The following is a 19,681-nucleotide window of genomic DNA, read 5'->3' as shown; positions in this document are numbered from 1 at the left end:
GCGAATTGTAGGCGATACCGTTAGTAACGTGAAAAAGGGGGAATCCGCTTATTCTGGCAGCGGTTCGAACAGCGCAGCCAGATCGTCGGTACCGAACTTGACGTCGACCCGATAGTCGTCGGAGAGGATGCCGGCTGCCAGTTCGGCCTTGCGCTCCTGCAGGGCGAGGATTTTTTCCTCAATGCTGCCGCTGACAATGAGTTTATAGACGAAAACCGGCTTGTCCTGACCGAGGCGGTGGGCGCGGTCAGTAGCCTGGTTTTCGACGGCCGGGTTCCACCACGGATCGTAATGGATGACGGTATCAGCGGCGGTCAGGTTGAGGCCGACGCCACCGGCCTTGAGGCTGATCAGGAAGATCGGCACTTCACCATCCTGGAAGCGGCGGATCGGCACTTCACGGTCGACCGTATCGCCGGTCAAAGTGACGTAGGCGATGCCCATCTTGTCGAGTTCGTGCTCGATCAGTGCCAGCATGCTGGTGAATTGCGAGAAGACGAGAACCTTTCGTCCTTCATCGACCAGTTCGGGCAGCATCGCCATGAGCAGGTCGAGCTTGGCCCGTTCGGCCACCTTGCGAGCCGCCGTGGCCTTGACCAGGCGCGGGTCACAGCAGACCTGGCGCAGTTTGAGGAGGGCGTCGAGAATGACGATCTGGCTGCGGGCAAAGCCGCGGCTGGCGATTTCGTCGCGCACCTTGGCATCCATCGCGGCGCGTACTGTCTCGTAAAGGTCACGCTGGGCCCCTTCGAGTTCGACGCTGCGAATGATGATGGTCTTCGGCGGCAATTCCTGGGCGACATCTTCCTTCTTGCGGCGCAGGATGAAGGGACGGATGCGACGGGCGAGCAGGGTACGGCGGCGCAGATCGCCCTGTTTTTCGATCGGCGTCCGCCAGTGGCGGGTGAACTGCTTGCTGGTGCCGAGGAATCCGGGGAGCAGGAAGTCGAACTGGCTCCACAGTTCGCCGAGATGGTTTTCCAGCGGCGTACCGGTCAGGCACAGGCGATGCCGGGCATCGACCTTGCGCACGGCTTCGGCGCTCTGGCTCTGGGCATTCTTGACGGTCTGCGCCTCGTCGAGGATGAGCAGGTGGTAGCTGTGCTGCATCAGGATGTCGGCGTCGCGCCAGAGCAGCGGATAGGTGGTCAGCACGACATCGTGGGTGGGGATGTCGGCAAAGCGGTTCTTGCGCTCGGGGCCATGCAGCGACAGCACCTTGAGATCGGGCGCAAAGCGGGATGCCTCGCTCTTCCAGTTGAAGATCAGCGAGGTCGGCAGAATGATCAGGGCCGGCTTGTCGAGACGGCCGGCTTCCTTCTCGAGGAGCAGGTGGGCCAGCGTCTGCGCCGTCTTGCCGAGACCCATGTCATCGGCCAGGATGCCCGACAGGTCATGTTCGCGCAGGAACTGCAGCCAGGCCAAGCCTTCCCGCTGATAGGGCCGGAGTTCGAGCTTGAAGCCGGCGGGGGGCGCGACGTCGCCGATCCCCTGCGCCTTGAGCAGGCGCTCGGCGAGGGCCATGATGTCGCTCTGGCCGCGGAACTGCCAGCGGCTGACATCGGAAAGTTCGGCCAGGCGCGGCGCATCGAAGCGCGACAGGCGCAGCGTATTGCCGCCGGTAAACCCGTCGAACAGATCGATCAGTGTTGCTGCGAGAGGTTTCAGGCGGCCGGCCGGAACGCGCAGGCGCTTGCCGCGGGCGGTGTAGAGATCGATTCCCTCGTCGTCGGGAACGCGTTCGAGTTCGGCTGCTTCGAGCCAGCGTGGATCGCTGCGGAATAGGTTGGCCAGCAAGGGGGCGAGCGGCAGGCGTTCGCCTTCGACCATGACGCCCATGTCGAGGTTGAACCAGCCGTTGTCGGCCTCGTACAACTCGGCCTCCCAGCCATCGACTTCGATGACGTGGTGGCGGAAATCTTCAGGGAAGTCGATCTGCCAGCCGGCCTCCTTGAGGCGCAAGGTGCCGTCCTGCATGAAATTGACCCAGCTCGCTTCTTCGGCCAGCCCATAAATGCCTTCTGGCGGGCTGCCGAAGGTGTGCAGGGTGTGGCCGGGAATTTTTTGCAGGCCGCAGCCATCGAGGGCGAGGAGGGATTTGGCTTCATCATCGGGGCGGCGCTTCAGGCGAACCGTTTCGCCTTCCGGCAGGGTGATGAATTCGCTTTTTTCTTCCGGGCGGACATCGGCATCGCCGTAGCGGAAAATCACCTTGGCAACATCGAAGGGACCGCCGCCGAAATTCTGCGGATAGCTGCGCCAGGCGCGGTGGCCGTGCGTATGCAGGGTTTCAAGCTGGAGGATGGGCTGCAGCGAGGTGTCCACGAGGCGCAGGCGGGCACCGGCATCGGAGCCGGGCAAGGGCAGGTCGGGGGCAAGTTCGGACAAGGCCTCGGCCACCAGCGCGGCTTCCATGGCCGATAACGGAGGAAGCGAGAATAAACGCTGGATGACGTCGGGGTTGCCGGCGACTTCCAGGGGCCCGGCTTCGCCCTCGGCCAGATCGATGTACCACGGGGGATCAACGGCAACGACCATCTCGGCTGAAGGTTCCGGCTTCAGGTGGGGGCGCTGAAAACCCATGCCGTCTACCTGCCAGCCGATGCTGGCCGGCCGGAGAGGACCGGCATTGAGCGGCAATCCGAGATCGTCTTCCGGATAAAGCCGGTGGCTGGCCGCCATCCGCTGGAGAATTTCAGCGCCATTCTTGGGGCCCAGACCAAAGGCGCGCAGACCCGTTTCATGGCCGCGATCGGCCCAGATCAGACGCAGGATGCCGAGGTCTTCTTCATTGACGAATTGCGGTGGTGTCAGCAGGGCACGGTCGACCTTCCACCATTCCTCGGCACTTTCCGGGTACTTGCCCTTGCGGATTTCAATGCCGAACTGGCGTTTGTCGGCAGTCCATTTGAGGATGTAGAACAGTTGCTGCCGGGCGCTGGCCGGGCGGGCCTTTTTCTTGGCGACGGCGACCGATACGCGGCGCAGGTCGTCGAGCCAGGACAGGGCGCTGCCGCTGATGTGTTCTTTCGGGTTGCGCTCCTCGATGGCCTTGAGCAGCATGGCGGCAACGTGTTTGCAGTGCTTTCCGGCGGAACAGGTGCAGCGGCTGATCACTGCCATCTCGCCACTCTGGGCCTGGCTCAGGTAGGCCTGGACGACGTAGGGTTCCGTTGACGATCCAGGCACTAGGGCGCGCATCTGGCTGCCATCGATGGTGATGTCGCGGACCAGGTCGACATAAGGCCTGGACTTGGTGATGTCGCGGGTGGCAAACCACTCGGCGACGTTCTCTTCGGTAAAGGTAGTGAGGTTGACGATAGCCATTGGCGGTCAGGCAATCAGCGCGCCGACAAGCAGGGCGAGAAGCAGGGCGATGATGGCCAACCAGCGGTTCTGCTGGTGCTGGGCGGCGATCAAACGCTCGATTTGCGGTTGTAGATCGGTTTTGGCCGGTTGGGACAAGGCCTGATGGACAAGGCGGGGCAGTTGCGGAATGGTGCGGGCCAAGTAGGGTGCTTCCTGTTTGAATGTGCGGATCAGTCCGCGCCAGCCAACCTGCTCACTCATCCAGCGCTCGAGGAAGGGCTTGGCGGTAGTCCACAGGTCGAGTTCAGGATCGAGCTGGCGACCGAGGCCTTCGATGTTGAGCAGTGTTTTTTGCAGCATGACCAGCTGCGGCTGGATTTCGACATTGAAGCGGCGCGAGGTCTGGAACAGTCGCAGCAGCACCTTGCCGAACGAAATGTCTTTCAGCGGCCGGTCAAAGATCGGTTCGCAGACGGCCCGAATGGCCGCCTCGAATTCATCGACCCGGGTGTCCTTGGGGGCCCAGCCGGATTCGATGTGGGCCTCGGCGACGCGTTTGTAGTCGCGGCGGAAGAAGGCCAGAAAGTTCTGGGCAAGATAATTCTTGTCAGAGTCGGTCAGTGTGCCGACGATCCCGAAATCGAGCGCGATATAGCGGCCATCCGGGGCGACGAAGATATTGCCGGGATGCATGTCGGCGTGGAAGAAGCCATCACGGAAAACCTGCGTGAAGAAGATTTCGACGCCCGCCGCTGACAGTTTCGAGAGATTGATGCCGTCGGCGCGCAGCTTGTCGATCTGGGAGATCGGCGTGCCCTTCATGCGCTCCATGACCATCACCGTCGACGTGCAGAAGTCCCAGTGCACTTCGGGGACGATGAGCAGGTCGGAATCGGTGAAGTTGCGGCGAAGCTGCGAGGCATTGGCGGCTTCGCGCATCAGATCAAGTTCGTCGCGCAGGTATTTGGCGAATTCGGCAACCACTTCCCGCGGTTTCAGGCGCTTGCCATCAGCCCACAATTTCTCGAGCAGCATGGCCAGATTGTCCATGAGTGCCAGATCGTGCTCGATGACCGAGAGCATGTTGGGGCGCAGGACCTTGACCGCAACTTCGTGGCCGCCATCTTCGGCGCGCAACTTGGCGAAATGGACCTGGGCAATCGAGGCCGAGGCGATAGGGGTCGGGTCAAACTCGGCAAAAACCTCGCTGGCCGGTCGTCCGTAGGCTTTTTCGATTTCTGCCAGGGCAAGGTCGGAAGCGAAAGGCGGGACGCGATCCTGGAGTTTGGCCAGCTCGTCGGCGATATCCATCGGCATGAGGTCGCGCCGGGTAGATAGCACCTGGCCGAACTTGACGAAAATCGGGCCGAGGGATTCAAGGGCGAGGCGCAGGCGGACGGCGCGTGGGGTCGACAGGTCGCGCCAGAATTGCAGCGCGTTGGCGAGTCGTACCAGACGGCCGCTTGGCTCGTGTTCGAGCACCATTTCGTCGAGGCCGAAACGGCTGGCGACAGAGGCGATCTTGAGCAAACGAAGGAGACGCATGTGGACGGTAAACGCCGGTCGGGCCGGGCAAAATCGCTAAACGAGCATGTTAACACGCCAACGACGCTTGCGCCCCCGTGATTTGCGACTGCCTGAATACGCCGAATGGCATAAACAATCTTGCAAGAAGCTCGCGCCTATGGGATAAACTCGATTCTTGTGTTAGTCAGTGCTTTGTTTTGCCACCCAAAGTTGCCCTGAGCCTCGATGAACGAACCGAAACACCCCTCTCATATTGCGCGCGAGGCGCTCAAGTATCTTGCGGCGCATCATTTGGCCCCGACCCCGGCCAATTATCAGGCTACTTATAACGAAATCGCCAATCTGCCCAATCTGCCGCCGTTTCCGGAGTGGCAGCTGCGCGAGTTGCTGGAGGCTCTGGCCGCCCGGAACAGTGCCCAGGAGGCAGAGCTTGGCAAGATTTCAGCGGCCATTTCCAGGCATAGCTGGCAAGGTTTCAAGGAGTCGCTGGGCGCCTTTGTTCTGGCCGGCGAATCAGGCGTCCGGGCGTCGTCCCCGGCTGCGGGCGCGGCAAGTGCATTGCCCGAGGAGTTCTCGGCCAGGCTGTCGGGTTTTATTCAAAGCATGTTGCCGGCGCTGGGCGATGAGGATTCGAGAATTGTCGAGATCGCCGGCGAAATACTTGGCATGCTCAAGCAACCGGTCATTGATGCCGAACCGGTGCAGACAGCATTGGCCAGTCTCACCCGGCAGGCCGCCTTTGCCGCCGAAGAGCAGGCTGAAATCAAGAGCTCCCTGCTCAAGCTGCTGCATCTGATTATTGAAAATATTGGCGAATTGAGCACTGACGACAGTTGGCTCAAGGGCCAGATCGATGGTCTGCTGGCCAGCGTGGCGCCGCCCCTGACCCTGCGTCACCTCGACGAAATGGAAAGACGTCTGCGCGACGTCATGGAAAAGCAGGGGCGCGCCAAGTCGCGCGCCGTTCAGGCGCAGCAGGAAATGCGTCAGATGCTTTCCGAGTTCATCGAAAACCTGGGGGCGATGAATCAGTCAAGCGTCGAGTTCGAGGGGGTTATTCAGCAAAGCGCCCGGCAGATCGAGCAGGCGAACACCATTGAAGATCTCAAGCCGCTGCTCGGTGGCGTCATTTCGGCCACCCAGGCGATGGCTCAGGAAAGTGCGCAGTCGCGCGAGAAGCTCAAGACCCTGCAGGAAAAAGTGGTGGTGACCGAGGCGGAACTGACGCATCTGCACCAGGAGCTCGACAGTGCCAGTGCCCTTGCCCGCCATGACCCGCTGACCGATGCGCTCAACCGGAAAGGTCTGGAAGAAGCCATGGAGCGGGAAATTTCGAGCATGCGGCGGAAAGAGACGCCCTTGTCGGTGAGCCTGCTTGATATCGACAACTTCAAGAAACTTAACGACACGTTTGGTCACGATGCGGGTGATCGCGCCCTGGTTCACCTGGCCGATGTCACGCGCCGCTGCATGCGGCCGAGCGATACCCTGGCCCGTTACGGTGGCGAGGAGTTTGTTGTGCTGATGCCCGATACCATGCTGGAGGCAGGGATCGAGGCGATGGCCCGTCTCCAGCGTGAACTGACCAAGGCCATCTATATGGCTGGCAGCGAGAAGATCCTCATTACCTTTAGTGCCGGCGTTGCCCAGGTTGGGGCTGATGAGTCCGGAACCAACGCCATTCGCCGTGCCGATCAGGCCATGTATCTGGCCAAGCGGGCCGGCAAAAATCGTGTCATGGGTGGCTGATCCTGTAGTTTTCCAGTGGCCCTGAGTCACGGTTTCCTGCCGGAGGCCGATCCGTCGGCGCAGGTGCTCGTCCTGGGGAGTCTGCCGGGCAAAGTGTCACTCGATGCCCAGGCCTATTACGCCAACCGGCAAAATGTTTTCTGGCGTCTCATGGGCGACCTGCTGGGGGCCGGACCGGACCTTCCCTATGCGTTGCGCCTGGCCCGTCTGCGGGCAGCTGGCATTGCCCTGTGGGATGTGATCGCCGCTGGTGAGCGGGCGGGCAGTCTCGACGCCGATATCGTCAAGGCTTCGGTGCGGGTTAACGACTTTCCGGCCTTTTTTGCCGTGCATCGCCATATTCAGCGAATTTATTTTAATGGTGCTGCCGCTGAAGCCGCGTTCCGCCGCCACGTCCTGCCTGGATTGCCGGATGCCCGCTGGCAGTTGATCCGCTTGCCATCGACCAGTCCGGCGCATGCGGCGTGCAGCTATGCCGAGAAACTGGCGGCCTGGTCGGCGATTGTTGCGCCACCCTTGGCAGGCAATAAGTAGGGATCGACAGCGTATAATCGACGTTTTGCAATTTCGTGCCGCGAATCAATGCCCCTAGACGTCAAATCCCAGCTCACCGCCCTCCTTCAACAGTCTCTCGCCAGCGTGGTGCCGGGCGCTGACAATACCCCCATCCAGCTTGAGCGCCCGCGTGACCCGACGCACGGTGACTTCGCGACCAATCTGGCCATGCAACTGGCCAAGGCGCTGAAGAAGAATCCGCGTGAAATCGCCCAGCAACTGGTGAACGAATTGCCCGTTTCGGCATTGGTTACCAAGGCTGAAGTGGCCGGGGCCGGGTTCATCAATTTCACCCTCGACGCCAGCGCCAAGACCAGTATCGTCAAGGCCGTGCTGGCTGAAGGCGAGAACTTCGGCCGTTCCACGCTCGGTGCCTGGCAGAAGGTTCAGGTCGAGTTCGTTTCGGCCAATCCGACCGGCCCGCTGCACGTCGGCCATGGGCGCGGTGCGGCTTACGGCGCATCGCTGTCGAGCTTGCTGACCTTTGCCGGCTGGGACGTGACGCGCGAGTATTACGTCAATGATGCGGGTCGTCAGATGGACATCCTGGCGGTGTCGACCTGGTTGCGTTATCTCGAGCAGCAGGGCGTCACGGTGCCCTTCCCGCCCAATGGCTATCAGGGCGACTATGTGCGCGACATGGCCGAGCAGTTGAAGCACGCCCACGGCGACAAGTACGTGCGCACGGCCGATGCCGTGCTGGCTGGCACGCCGGGTTTCCCCGACGCCACACGGAGCGATGACGAAGCCAAGCAGCAGCGCGAGCAGCAGCTCGATGCCCTGATCGCCCGCGCCAAGGAATTGCTTGGTCCGGACTGGGCTTACGTTCACCGTCATGCCCTGTCCGAACAGTTGGCTGACGGGCGCAACGATCTCGAAGAGTTCGGCGTCCATTTCGACGTCTGGTTCTCCGAGCAGGCATTATTTGATACCGGGCTGGTCGCCCGTTGCGTCGATCTGCTCGAAAAGAACGGCCACCTGTATGTGCAGAACGGAGCTCGCTGGTTCAAGTCGACCACCTTCGGCGACGAGAAGGATCGCGTCGTCCAGCGCGAGAATGGTCTCTACACCTATTTCGCCTCCGATATCGCCTATCACCTCAACAAGTTCGAGCGCGGTTTCGACAAGGTCATCAACATCTGGGGGGCTGACCACCACGGCTATATTTCCCGCGTCAACGGCGCGATCACGGCGCTTGGCCTCGATGCCAAGAAGCTGCAGGTTGCCCTTGTCCAGTTTGCCGTGCTTTACCGCAATGGTCAGAAGGCCTCGATGTCGACGCGTTCGGGAGAGTTCGTCACGCTGCGCGAATTGCGTGGCGAAGTCGGCAACGATGCCTGCCGCTTCTTCTACGCCCTGCGCAAATCCGACCAGCATCTTGATTTCGACCTCGATCTGGCGAAGAGCCAGACCAACGAAAACCCGGTCTATTACATCCAGTACGCCCATGCCCGTATCTGCTCGGTGGTCAATCAGTGGGCTGGCGATCTGAAGACGCTTGAAGATGCCGATCTGTCGCTGCTGAGCAATCCGCGCGAACTGACCATTGCAAGCAAGCTGACCGAGTTCCGTGATCTGATTGACAGCGCCGCCCGGGAATTGGCACCGCACCTGATCGCCTTCTACCTCAAGGATCTGGCCGGTGAGTTCCACGGCTGGTACAACGCCGAGCGCATGCTCGTTGATGATGGGGCCTTGCGCGACGCCCGTGTCGCCCTCGCTGTGGCTGTTCGCCAGACGATCCGCAATGGTCTGGCCATCCTGGGCGTGAGCTGTCCGGAATCCATGTAAGGAAATTCGATGAGTCGCGATATGAAACCCCGCAAGAGTCAGCCGGCCAAGAAGAAGGCTGCCGGCGGTACGCTGGTCGGCATGTTCATCGGTCTGGTTATCGGTGTCGCTTTGGCCGCTGGTGTCGTCTGGTATCTCAACAAGTCGCCGCTGCCCTTTGTCGAGAAGGCGCAGCCCCCTGTCAAGGCCGATGCCGCCGCCGGTAGCAAGAACGCCCAGCCAGGGCAGCCGATGGCCTTGCCCGGCAAGCCCGGCGATCCGGTTCCCGAGAAGCGTTTCCAGTTTTACGACATTCTGCCGGGCAAGGCTGACGCCGTGCCGGACAAGGCAGACAAGGCGGAGGCCAAGCCGGCCGAAACGAAGAAAGATGACAAGAAGGAAGAGTCCAAGGAGTCCAAGACGCCGCTCTTCCTCCAGGCCGGTTCCTTCAGTACGGCGCAGGACGCTGACAACCAAAAGGCCAAACTCGCGTTTATGGGTATTGAGGCCGTTGTCCAGCAGGTGATGATTCAGGACAAAACCTTCTACCGGGTTCGTGTCGGCCCCTACACGAAGATCGATGAATTGAACAAAGTACGCGCCGAGCTTGCCAAATCCGGCGTTGAAGCCCAGCTTGCCAAATAGGAGTAGCGAATGAAGCATTCACGTCGTAGTTTTGTCGGTATCGTTTTTGCCCTCGTTGCCGCGCTGACCGTCGCAACGCCGTCCATGGCCCAGAATGCCGGCAAGGATTTCACGCCGATCACGCCGGCTCAGCCGACTGAAAATGCAGCGAAAATCGAAGTCCTGGAGTTTTTCAGCTATGGCTGCCCGCACTGCGCCGATTTCAACCCCCTGCTGATAGCCTGGGCCGCCAAGCAACCGGCTGACGTGGTCGTCAAGAAGGTGCCGATCACCTTTGGTCGCGCCGCCTGGGCCAATATTGCCAAGCTCTATTACACCCTGGAAATCACCGGTGACCTGGCGCGACTTGAAGCCAGTGTCTTCCAGGCAATTCATGGTGAGCGCGTCAATCTGTTCGACGAAAAGACGCTGAACGAATGGGTGGTCAAAAAGGGCGTCGATGCCAAGAAATTCGCCGAAACCTTCAACTCCTTCGGTGTCATGAGCAAGGTCAGCCGCGCCGACCAGATGGCCATGGCCTACAAGATCACCGGCGTTCCGGCGCTTGCTGTCGAAGGCAAGTTCCTGATCGGCGACATCGGTTTCAACGAAAAGCTGGTCGTCGCCGACAAGCTGATCGCCAAGGCACGTGCCGAAAAGTCCGGCAAGAAGTAATTGTCCCTGAAGGTCTTCATCACGGGCGCCTCGTCGGGAATCGGCGAGGCGCTTGCCGTTTACTACGCCGCTCAGGGCGCAACGCTCGGCCTGGCGGCGCGCCGCAGTACCTTTCTTGACGGGCTGAACCAGCGTCTCGGCGGGCAGCATGCCTGCTATCCGCTGGATGTCAGCGATGCGCCTGCGCTGCATGCGGCGGCGACCGATTTTGTCGCCCGCTTCGGGGCCCCGGATATCGTCATCGCCAATGCCGGCGTCTCCGCTGGCACGCTGACCGAGTGCGAGGAGGATCTGGTCGCCTTCCGCCGCATCATGGATATCAATGTGTTCGGCATGGCGGCAAGCTTTGCGCCGTTCATTCCGGCGCTCAAGGCAGCCGACGGTGCCTGTCGGAAAAGGCAGCGCCTGGTTGGCATCGCCTCGGTTGCCGGTATTCGCGGCCTGCCGGGGGCGGAGGCTTATTCAGCCTCGAAGGCGGCGGCGATCAGCTATCTCGAGAGCCTGCGGCTCGAAATGCGGCCGTACGGCATCAAGGTGGTGACCATTGCGCCGGGCTACATCGAATCGCCGATGACGGCCGTCAACGGTTACCAGATGCCCTTTTTGCTGCCGGTAGAGCAAGCTGCCGAGCGTTTCGCTGCCGCCATTGAGCGCGGCGTCACCTACACGGTGATTCCCTGGCAAATGGGCATTGTCGCGAAAATTCTGCGGGCCCTGCCCAACTGGCTGTACGACCGTCTTTTCACCAGCGCCCCGCGCAAGCCGCGCGGCTTGTTAAAATAGCCCGATGCTAGAACTCAAGATCAATGGCGAAAGCCGCCAGTTTTCCGATGCACTGACCGTGAGCGGCTTGATTGAGCAACTCGGCTATACCGGCAAGCGCATCGCCATCGAACGTAACGGCGAAATCGTTCCCAAGAGCCAGCACGCCACCACGGCCCTGGCTTCGGGTGACCGCCTGGAAATTGTCGTCGCGGTCGGCGGTGGTTAGGATCGAGTAATCGTTCCGCTGGCCACTCGCCTTTGACTACTAACAGCAAAAGCCTAATAACTGGATCCCAAAAGACATGCATCAACTGACTATCGCCGGCAAGGCATACCGTTCCCGTTTGCTGGTCGGCACCGGCAAGTACAAGGATTTCGCCGAAACGCGTGCGGCCATTGATGCTTCCGGGGCCGAAATCGTCACCGTGGCGATTCGTCGCATGAATATCGGCCAGGACCCGAGCCAGCCTAATCTGCTCGACGCCCTGCCGCCGTCGCAATTCACCATCCTGCCCAACACCGCAGGCTGTTACACGGCCGACGATGCGGTGCGCACCCTGCGTCTGGCGCGCGAACTGCTCGACGGCCATCCGCTGTGCAAGCTCGAAGTCCTCGGCGATCCGACCAGCCTCTTCCCGAACATGCCGGAAACCCTCAAGGCGGCGGAAACGCTCGTCAAGGATGGCTTCCACGTCATGGTGTACTGCTCGGATGATCCGATCCAGGCCAAGATGCTCGAAGAAATCGGTTGCGTTGCCGTGATGCCTCTTGCCTCGCTGATCGGCTCCGGTATGGGTATCCTCAATCCGTGGAACCTGCGCTTGATCATCGACAACGCCAAGGTGCCGGTGATTGTCGATGCTGGCGTCGGCACTGCCTCCGATGCGGCTATTGCGATGGAACTGGGCTGTGACGGTGTCCTGATGAACACCGCCATCGCTCATGCCAAGAATCCGGTGCTCATGGCCAGTGCCATGCGGAAGGGCGTCGAAGCCGGCCGCGAGGCTTTCATGGCGGGCCGTATGCCGCGCAAACTCTACTCGGCCGACCCCTCGTCGCCGACTTCCGGATTGATCGGCTCATGAGCGATACCCCCCTGATTCACCCCGCCGCAGTCGGCGAAGGCGTTTACGAAGAAGGTCGCGACGCATCGACGCAAACGCATGGCCACATCAAGAGCTACGTTCGCCGTGCCGGCCGCATGTCATCGGCCCAGGAGAACTACTATGCCGAGATGATGCCAAAGATCGGCATCGTCTATCAGGCACAGCCCATTGATCTGGCCGCGATCTATGGCCGGAGCAGCCCGAAAATCCTCGAAATCGGCACCGGCATGGGTGAAACCACGGCCAAGATCGCCGATGCCAATCGCGACAACGATTATCTTGGCGTCGAAGTGCACGTGCCCGGCGTGGGGGCGCTGTGCAAGCAGATCGCCGAGCGCGAACTGAGCAACCTGCGTATCTGCCAGCACGATGCGGTCGAAGTGGTCCGCGACATGCTGCCCGAGGGCTCGCTTGATGGTGTCCATGTGTTTTTCCCCGATCCCTGGCACAAGGCCCGACACAACAAGCGTCGCCTGATCCAGTCGCCTTTTGTCGCACTGCTTGCCTCGCGCCTCAAGCCGGGCGGCTATTTCCACTGTGCCACCGACTGGGAGGAGTACGCGCACCAGATGCTGGAAGTGCTGTCGGCAGAGTCGACGCTGACCAATTCTGCAGATGGTTTTGCGCCGCGTCCGGACTACCGGCCGCTGACGAAATTTGAAAATCGTGGCATTCGTTTGGGGCATGGCGTTTGGGATGTGATTTTCCGAAAAAAATAGCTGGCAGAATGGTTTCCTCTGAGTAAAATAAAAACTCGGATTTATCAGAAAAATGAGGGAACCATGAAAAAAGTAAAATCCATTCCCGGTGGGCTGCTGCTTTCCTTCCTTACGCTGGCCGTGACTGCGGCTCCCGTACTGGCGGCCGATCGCTCCGGCAAGGAAGTGGTCGAAACGGTTTGTGTTGCCTGTCATGCGACGGGCAAGGATGGCGCACCAAAAATTGGCGATCAGGCTGCCTGGGCCCAGCGTGCAGCCAAGGGGCTGGATAAGATGACCCAGAATGCCATCACCGGCGTCAAGAACATGCCGGCCCACGGTGGCCAGGCCGCGCTAACCGATCTCGAGATGACCCGGGCCGTCGGCTACATGGTGAGCGGTGGCAAGGCGGCTGATGCCAAGAAAGTCTTCAAGGCCGAACATTCGCGAAGCGGTGAACAAGTCGTTCAGGAGCGTTGCCAGGAATGCCATCTGACCGGCAAACAGGGCGCGCCGAAACTGGGCGACATGAATGACTGGAAGCCGCGCCTGCAAAATGGTGTTGATCCTTTGATCAAGTCGGCGATTGGCGGCCATAACTCAATGCCGGCCCGCGGTGGACTGGCCAATCTGAGCGATGCCGAGCTCAAGGCAGCGGTTGAATTCATGGTCAGCAAGACGGGCAGTTCCGCCGTCAGCAAATAAAACCCGGCGGCTCAATGGCCGCTTCAGGGGGCGAAATGCCGGCATTCAACAATGCCGGCATTTTTGCTTTTTGGGGCCGGTGGCGCGCCTCATTTCGTTCGCCTTGTCGGGTCGTCATGCAGCAACGATGGCGGGCTGTTAAACTCTCGCGCCTCAATGACTGCAAACCGGGAATGATTCATGTGGTTCCGTAATCTCCAGCTCTACCGCCTGCCGACGCCGTGGAATATCGACCTCGCGAAATTTGAAGAGCAACTGGGCCGTGGCCCGTTTGTGAAGTGCCCGAGCAACCAGCCGATGAGCCGGGGCTGGGTATCGCCGCGCCGCGACGGGGCGCTGGTCTATTCGCTGGGTCGGCAATGGATGATTGCACTCAGCATCGAGCAGCGCTTGCTGCCTTCCTCCGTGGTCAATGACGAGGTCCGCGAGCGGGCCGAACTGATCGAGGCGCAGCAGGGCTACGCGCCGGGTCGCAAGCAGCTGAAGGAGTTGCGCGAGCGGATTACCGAGGAACTGATGCCGCGCGCCTTCACCCGTCGCCGCACCACCTACGTCTGGCTCGACCCGCAGTCCGGCTGGTTCTGCGTCGATGCGGCCAGTCCGGCCAAGGCCGAAGAGGTCATCGAGCATCTGCGTCATTGCCTCGACGACTTCCCGCTGACCATGCTTCATACCCAAGTTTCACCACAATCGGCGATGGCTGACTGGTTGGCCGGCGGCGATGCCCCGGGCGCTTTCACCATCGACCGCGACTGCGAACTGAAGGCGGTCGGCGAGGAAAAAGCCGCCGTGCGTTACGTTCGCCACCCGCTCGACGGCGATGGTATCAGCGGTGAAATCAAGGCCCACCTGGCCAGTGGCAAGCTGCCCACCAAGCTGGCCCTGACCTGGGATGACCGAATTTCCTTTGTGCTTGGCGAAAAGCTCGAAATCAAGCGCCTCGCCTTCCTCGACCTGCTCAAGGAAGAAGCCGAGAAATCGGCAGAACATGCCGACGAACAGTTCGACGCCGATTTTGCCCTGATGACTGGCGAACTTTCGCGCTTCCTGCCGCAACTGATTGAAGCGCTGGGCGGCGAGGTGGTCGAGGAAAAATGAAGGCGAGCGATGCCTGCCCCTGCGCCAGCGGCAGGACTTACGCTCAATGCTGCCGGCTGCTGCATGCGGCGGCCGAACCCGCCGCAACGGCAGAAGCCTTGATGCGTTCGCGCTACAGCGCCTATGTGCTGAAACTGTCCGATTACCTGCTGGCCAGCTGGCATGCCTCGACCCGGCCGGACAGTCTTGACTTGGCCGAGGACGATGGCACCAAATGGCTGGGGCTGGAGATCAAGCGCTGCCAGCAGCAGGATGAAAGTCATGCCACGGTCGAATTTGTCGCCCGCTACCGCCTTGCCGGGCGCGGCCACCGACTGCACGAAAAAAGCCGCTTCGTCCGCGAGGACGCCCGCTGGTTCTATGTCGATGGCGACATGAATCCAGGCTCTACCACTGAAGAAAAAAGTAACCCATGATCATCCTCAAGAACGTCACCCTGCGCCGCAGCTCGAAAGTGCTGCTCGACAAGACTTCGGTCACCATCAATCCCGGTGAGAAGGTCGGTCTGGTTGGCCGCAACGGGGCCGGCAAGTCCACCCTGTTTGCCTTGCTCAACGGCACCCTGCACGAGGATGGCGGCGATTACTCGATCCCCAAGCAATGGCAGATGGGCCAGGTGGCGCAGGACATGCCGGAAACCGAACAAAGCGCCACCGACTTCGTGATCGACGGCGACACCAAGCTGCTCGCCGCCCGCAACGAGGTGCATGACGCCGAAGCCAGCGACGACGGCATGCGCATGGCCGAAGCCTACATGGCGCTCAACGACGCCGGCGAACATGATGCTGAAGCGCGCGCCCAGTCGTTGATCCTCGGCCTTGGCTTCAAGGTTTCCGAACTGCACAACCCGGTCAACAGCTTCTCCGGCGGCTGGCGCATGCGCCTGCAACTGGCCCGCGCCCTGATGTGCCCTTCCGATATCCTGCTCCTTGACGAACCGACCAATCACCTTGACCTCGATGCCCTGGTCTGGCTCGAAGCCTGGCTCAAGCGCTATCAGGGCACTCTGGTCATGATCAGTCACGACCGTGAATTCCTCGATGCCATCACCGGCGTCACGCTGCACATTGATAATGCCCGTCTGGTCCGCTACGGCGGAAACTACAGCAAGTTCGAAGACATGCGGGCCGAGCAGATGCTGCTCCAGCAGGCGACCATGGCCAAGCAGGCGGAAAAGATTGCCCACCTGCAATCCTTCATCAACCGTTTCAAGGCCAAGGCGAGCAAGGCCAAGCAGGCGCAGAGCCGGGTCAAGGCGCTCGACCGCATGGAAAAGATCGCCCCGGTGCTGGCCGATGCCGAATTCACTTTCGAATTCCAGGAACCGCAGAACCTGCCCAACCCCATGCTTTCCATGATGGACGTCAGCATCGGCTACCCGGCCTCGGAAGAAGCCCCGGCCGGCACGCCGCCGACCACCATTGTCCGCAACATCAACCGCTCGGTGATGGCTGGTCAGCGCATCGGCATCCTCGGCGCCAATGGTCAGGGTAAATCCACCCTGGTCAAGACCATCGCCCGCGACATCGCGGCGATCAGCGGCGACGTCACCGAAGGCAAAGGCCTCAACATCGGTTACTTCGCCCAGCAGGAACTCGATGTGCTGCGCCCGCAGGATACGCCGCTCGAACACATGGTCCGCCTGGCCAAGGAAGCTATCGCCGCCGGCCGCAGCAATGTGCCGGGGCGCGAGCAGGAACTGCGCAACTTCCTCGGCACCTTCAATTTCGGCGGTGAAATGGTCAAGCAGCCGGTCGGCACCATGAGCGGTGGCGAAAAGGCCCGCCTCGTGCTGTGCATGATCGTCTGGCAGCGCCCCAACCTGCTGCTCCTTGACGAACCGACCAACCACCTTGACCTCAACACCCGCGAAGCCCTGGCTGTCGCCCTCAATGAGTTTGAAGGCACCGTCATGCTGGTCAGCCACGACCGCGCTCTGCTGCGCTCGGTGTGCGACGAATTCTGGCTGGTCTCCAAGGGCGGTGTCGTGCCGTTTGATGGCGATCTGGAAGACTACCAGCGCTATTTGCTGGACGAGGCCAAGCGCGTGCGGGAAGAGGCGTCAGCGGCGCAGAAAAAGCTGGCGGCGTAACCACCGACTGTTTCGCAAATATTCACAATTGCCGTCATGTCGGTGAATTAGGATGGCCCACCTAATTTCCTTTGGAGAAACCCCGTGGGCCTTTTCGATTCCGTCGTCGGCGCCTTGTCTGGCGGTCAGTCCGCTGGTAGTAACCCGTTGCTGAACATTGTCATGCAGTTGATCAATAACCCGCAAACCGGCGGCCTGGGCGGGCTGGTTCAGTCCTTCGAACAAGGGGGGCTGGGCGAGGTCGTGAAGTCCTGGGTGTCCACCGGGCAGAACCTGCCGATTTCGGCCGAGCAGATCAAGGCTGTTCTGGGTGGCGGCCAGTTGCAGGATATCGCCTCGCAACTGGGGGTGTCGCCGGAACAGGCCTCTGGTGGCCTGGCCGATCTGCTGCCCCAGGTGATCGACAAGATGACACCGAACGGTCAGCTTCCTGAGGGTGGCGATCTGCTTGCCCAGGGCATGGATTTGCTGAAAAAGGGCGGGCTGTTCGCCTAAAGAAAGCCTTCCAGCAGTACGTTGAGAAAGCGCCGACCCTTCGCGGTCGGCGCAATCTTTTCCGGGCCGACGACAAGCAGTCCGTTAGTCTCCGCCACTTTCAGTTCCGATTGGATGCCGATCAAAGGCTGGGCGGTGCGCGCTTCATACAGCGAGGGGTGAAAGCCGTCGGCGAGACGCAGGGCATTCATCATGAATTCGAAGGGCAGGCTTTTTGCCTCGACCTGCGTTTCTTCCTGAATGGCACTGCCGCTACGGATGTTGTCGAGATAGGCCTTCGGGTGCTTCCAGCGCATCTGGCGCAGGACGCGGTCGTGCAGGGTCAGCTTGGAATGGGCGCCGGCGCCGATGCCGAGGTAGTCGCCGAAATACCAGTAATTGAGGTTGTGCTTGCACTGCTTGCCGGGTTGTGCGAAGGCCGAGGTTTCATAGTTGGTGAAACCGGCGGCGGCCAGACGGGTTTCGATGCTCTCCTGCATGTCGGCGCAGATGTCGCCTTCAGGCAGTTCGGGCGGGAAGGCGGCGAAGCGGGTGTTGGGCTCCAGGGTCAGCTGGTAGCAGGAGAGGTGCGATGGCGAAAAGGAGAGTGCGGTTTCAATGTCGGCAAGTGCTTGCTCATGCGTCTGGCCCGGCAGGCCGTACATCAGGTCGAGATTGAATGACGCGAAATGTGCGCCGGCCAGTTGTGCTGCCCGCTTGGCTTCGGCGGCGCCGTGGATGCGGCCGAGTGCTTTCAGGTGCGCGTCGTTGAAGCTCTGGATGCCGAGCGACAGGCGATTGACGCCAGCCGCTCGAAAACCTGCGAATTTCTCCGCTTCCACGGTGCCGGGATTGGCTTCAAGGGTGATCTCGGCATCCGGCGCCAGCATGGCGAGAGCCCGGAAAGCGGCGATCAGTTCGTCGATGGCGGCCGGCGAGAGCAAGCTTGGGGTGCCGCCGCCAAAGAACACGCTGACCACCGGGCGGCCCCAGATCAGTGGCAGGGCGGACTGAAGGTCAGCGATCAGCGCATCGACATACTCGCGCTCGGGGATGGTGCCGTTGGCTTCGTGCGAATTGAAGTCGCAGTAGGGGCATTTCTGCACGCACCAGGGTACGTGGACGTAGAGTGCGAGCGGCGGCGAGACGCGAAATTCGAGGCTGGCCGGCGTGGACGACGCTGCCTTCTGGGCAAAGATCGGGATGGTGCGTGCCATGGGCTCAGAGCGTCGGCAGGCGGGCGATCAGTTTCTGCATGGCCTGGCCGCGATGCGACAACTGATTCTTGATCGCGCTATCCATTTCGGCGGCAGTCTGGCAATGCGTCGGGGCGTAGAACAGCGGGTCGTAGCCGAAGCCGTCGGCCCCGCGCTGGGCCTCGAGAATGGTACCGTGCCACTCGCCTTCAGCAATGATCGGCTGAGGATCGTCAGCCGAGCGTACGAGGACCAGCACGCAGGCGAAATGGGCGCGGCGATCGGTTTGTCCGGCGAGGTCGGCGAGCAGTTTGGCGTTGTTGCGGGCATCCGATTTCGGTTCGCCGGCATAGCGCGCCGAATAGACGCCGGGTGCGCCGCCGAGTGCCGCCACGCAGAGGCCAGAATCGTCAGCCAGCGCGGGCAGGCCGGAGGCCTGAGCGGCATGACGGGCCTTGGTCAGGGCATTTTCGACGAAGGTGCAGTAGGGCTCTTCGGCTTCCGGAATGCCCAGCTGGCCCTGCGGAATGACTTCAAAGCCGAGCGGCGCGAGCAGGGCGTTGAGTTCCTTCATTTTCTTGGCGTTGTTGGACGCCAGGACGAGCTTTTTCATGCCAGTGCTCATGCGGCCAGGGCGCTTCGCTGGGCGGCAGTGAGCTGGCGGATGCCCATGGTGGCGAGATCGACCAGGACGCTCATCTGCTCCCGGCTGAACGGCTCGCCTTCCGCCGTCCCCTGGATTTCGACAATGCCGCCGGCGCCGGTCATGACGACATTCATGTCGGTGTCGCAGTTGGAGTCTTCCGGGTAGTCGAGGTCGAGCACCGGGCTGCCCTGATAGATGCCGACCGAGATGGCGGCAACGTGGTCGCGCACCGGGTTGGCGGGCAGCTTGCCGGCGGTGACGAGTTTTTCGCAGGCTTCGTAGAGGGCCACCCAGGCGCCGGTGATCGAGGCGCAGCGCGTGCCGCCGTCGGCTTGCAGAACGTCGCAGTCGAGGGTGATCTGGCGTTCGCCGAGGGCCTTTAGGTCGGTCACGGCGCGCAGGCTGCGGCCGATCAGGCGCTGGATTTCCTGGGTGCGGCCGGTCTGCTTGCCTTTGGCTGCTTCACGGGCCGAGCGTGTGTGCGTCGCCCGGGGCAACATGCCGTATTCGGCAGTGACCCAGCCCTGACCCTTGCCCCGCAGGAAGGGCGGTACGTTCTCTTCAACGCTGGCGGTGCACAGCACGCGGGTGTCGCCCATTTCGATCAGCACCGAACCTTCGGCGTGACGGGTGAAATTACGGGTGATCTTGACGGTGCGGAGCTGGTCCGGTTGGCGTTGGCTGGGGCGCAT

General features: G+C 61.3%; 19 protein-coding genes. 14 read left to right on the top strand and 5 right to left on the bottom strand.

The annotated features are described in order from the left end of the window. Positions 1–48 precede the first annotated feature (48 nt). Positions 49–3,327: a DEAD/DEAH box helicase gene (locus HYN24_RS14440; RefSeq protein WP_117609908.1), complete on the bottom strand. Its 3,279-nt coding sequence runs from the start codon at positions 3,325–3,327 to the stop codon at positions 49–51. A 6-nt stretch (positions 3,328–3,333) separates the two neighbouring features. After that, complete coding sequence (gene ubiB / locus HYN24_RS14435; RefSeq protein ID WP_117609907.1) at positions 3,334–4,854, bottom strand: ubiquinone biosynthesis regulatory protein kinase UbiB; 1,521 nt, start codon at positions 4,852–4,854, stop codon at positions 3,334–3,336. Between the two features lie 207 nt (positions 4,855–5,061). Here ubiB and HYN24_RS14430 point away from each other — a divergent pair, with 207 nt between their 5' ends. The 14 genes from HYN24_RS14430 (at position 5,062) to HYN24_RS14365 (ending at position 17,168) form a co-directional block, all read left to right on the top strand. Beyond that, entirely contained in the window at positions 5,062–6,585 is a 1,524-nt protein-coding gene (locus tag HYN24_RS14430; protein ID WP_117609906.1) for a GGDEF domain-containing protein, read from the top strand. 15 nt (positions 6,586–6,600) lie between these two features. Next, positions 6,601–7,119 carry a DNA-deoxyinosine glycosylase gene (locus HYN24_RS14425; protein ID WP_117609905.1) on the top strand — a complete coding sequence of 173 codons (519 nt, stop codon included), beginning with the start codon at positions 6,601–6,603 and terminating at the stop codon, positions 7,117–7,119. Between the two features lie 48 nt (positions 7,120–7,167). Then, a complete protein-coding gene (gene argS / locus HYN24_RS14420) occupies positions 7,168–8,931 on the top strand; it encodes an arginine--tRNA ligase (protein WP_117609904.1) in 1,764 nt (587 codons plus the stop codon). Positions 8,932–8,940: 9 nt separating this feature from the next. After that, complete coding sequence (locus tag HYN24_RS14415; RefSeq protein WP_117609903.1) at positions 8,941–9,555, top strand: SPOR domain-containing protein; 615 nt, start codon at positions 8,941–8,943, stop codon at positions 9,553–9,555. Positions 9,556–9,564: 9 nt separating this feature from the next. Next, positions 9,565–10,209 (top strand): thiol:disulfide interchange protein DsbA/DsbL, encoded by a 645-nt coding sequence (locus tag HYN24_RS14410; RefSeq protein ID WP_117609902.1) that lies wholly within the window; start codon positions 9,565–9,567, stop codon positions 10,207–10,209. Then, the gene (locus HYN24_RS14405) at positions 10,210–10,992 is read left to right on the top strand and encodes an SDR family oxidoreductase (RefSeq protein WP_117609901.1); all 783 of its coding nucleotides are present in this window, start codon (positions 10,210–10,212) and stop codon (positions 10,990–10,992) included. A gap of 4 nt (positions 10,993–10,996) precedes the next feature. Further along, complete coding sequence (gene thiS, locus HYN24_RS14400; protein WP_117609900.1) at positions 10,997–11,200, top strand: sulfur carrier protein ThiS; 204 nt, start codon at positions 10,997–10,999, stop codon at positions 11,198–11,200. Positions 11,201–11,276: 76 nt separating this feature from the next. Then, positions 11,277–12,059 (top strand): thiazole synthase, encoded by a 783-nt coding sequence (locus HYN24_RS14395; protein WP_117609899.1) that lies wholly within the window; start codon positions 11,277–11,279, stop codon positions 12,057–12,059. Further along, positions 12,056–12,799, top strand: a complete 744-nt coding sequence (gene trmB / locus HYN24_RS14390) for a tRNA (guanosine(46)-N7)-methyltransferase TrmB (protein WP_117609898.1) — start codon at positions 12,056–12,058, stop codon at positions 12,797–12,799. Before HYN24_RS14395 ends, trmB begins: the two co-directional genes overlap by 4 nt. Positions 12,800–12,862: 63 nt before the next feature. Continuing rightward, the gene (locus HYN24_RS14385) at positions 12,863–13,483 is read left to right on the top strand and encodes a cytochrome c5 family protein (protein ID WP_117609897.1); all 621 of its coding nucleotides are present in this window, start codon (positions 12,863–12,865) and stop codon (positions 13,481–13,483) included. A gap of 180 nt (positions 13,484–13,663) precedes the next feature. Continuing rightward, positions 13,664–14,581 carry a recombination-associated protein RdgC gene (locus HYN24_RS14380; protein ID WP_117609896.1) on the top strand — a complete coding sequence of 306 codons (918 nt, stop codon included), beginning with the start codon at positions 13,664–13,666 and terminating at the stop codon, positions 14,579–14,581. Beyond that, entirely contained in the window at positions 14,578–14,997 is a 420-nt protein-coding gene (locus tag HYN24_RS14375; protein WP_117609895.1) for a YchJ family protein, read from the top strand. The genes HYN24_RS14380 and HYN24_RS14375 overlap by 4 nt, the downstream gene beginning before the upstream one ends. Beyond that, complete coding sequence (locus HYN24_RS14370) at positions 14,994–16,673, top strand: ABC-F family ATP-binding cassette domain-containing protein (protein ID WP_117609894.1); 1,680 nt, start codon at positions 14,994–14,996, stop codon at positions 16,671–16,673. Before HYN24_RS14375 ends, HYN24_RS14370 begins: the two co-directional genes overlap by 4 nt. An 84-nt stretch (positions 16,674–16,757) precedes the next feature. Beyond that, the gene (locus HYN24_RS14365; RefSeq protein WP_117609893.1) at positions 16,758–17,168 is read left to right on the top strand and encodes a YidB family protein; all 411 of its coding nucleotides are present in this window, start codon (positions 16,758–16,760) and stop codon (positions 17,166–17,168) included. Here HYN24_RS14365 and hemW read toward each other — a convergent pair. Genes hemW through rph form a run of 3 tightly spaced genes read right to left on the bottom strand, consistent with a single transcriptional unit; the run spans position 17,165 to position 19,681 of the window. Continuing rightward, positions 17,165–18,364 carry a radical SAM family heme chaperone HemW gene (hemW, locus tag HYN24_RS14360; RefSeq protein WP_117609892.1) on the bottom strand — a complete coding sequence of 400 codons (1,200 nt, stop codon included), beginning with the start codon at positions 18,362–18,364 and terminating at the stop codon, positions 17,165–17,167. The two genes, HYN24_RS14365 and hemW, sit on opposite strands and share 4 nt — an antisense overlap. A 4-nt stretch (positions 18,365–18,368) precedes the next feature. Beyond that, on the bottom strand, positions 18,369–18,956 hold the full coding sequence (gene rdgB / locus HYN24_RS14355; protein ID WP_117609891.1) for an RdgB/HAM1 family non-canonical purine NTP pyrophosphatase: 588 nt from the start codon (positions 18,954–18,956) through the stop codon (positions 18,369–18,371). Positions 18,957–18,964: 8 nt separating this feature from the next. Next, positions 18,965–19,681, bottom strand: coding sequence for a ribonuclease PH (rph, locus tag HYN24_RS14350; RefSeq protein ID WP_117609890.1), 717 nt, complete (start codon positions 19,679–19,681; stop codon positions 18,965–18,967).

The sequence above is a fragment of the Dechloromonas sp. HYN0024 genome, assembly GCF_003441615.1.
In the GTDB taxonomy this organism is placed as follows: Bacteria; Pseudomonadota; Gammaproteobacteria; order Burkholderiales; family Rhodocyclaceae; genus Azonexus.
This window is presented reverse-complemented; position numbering and strand designations above follow the sequence as displayed.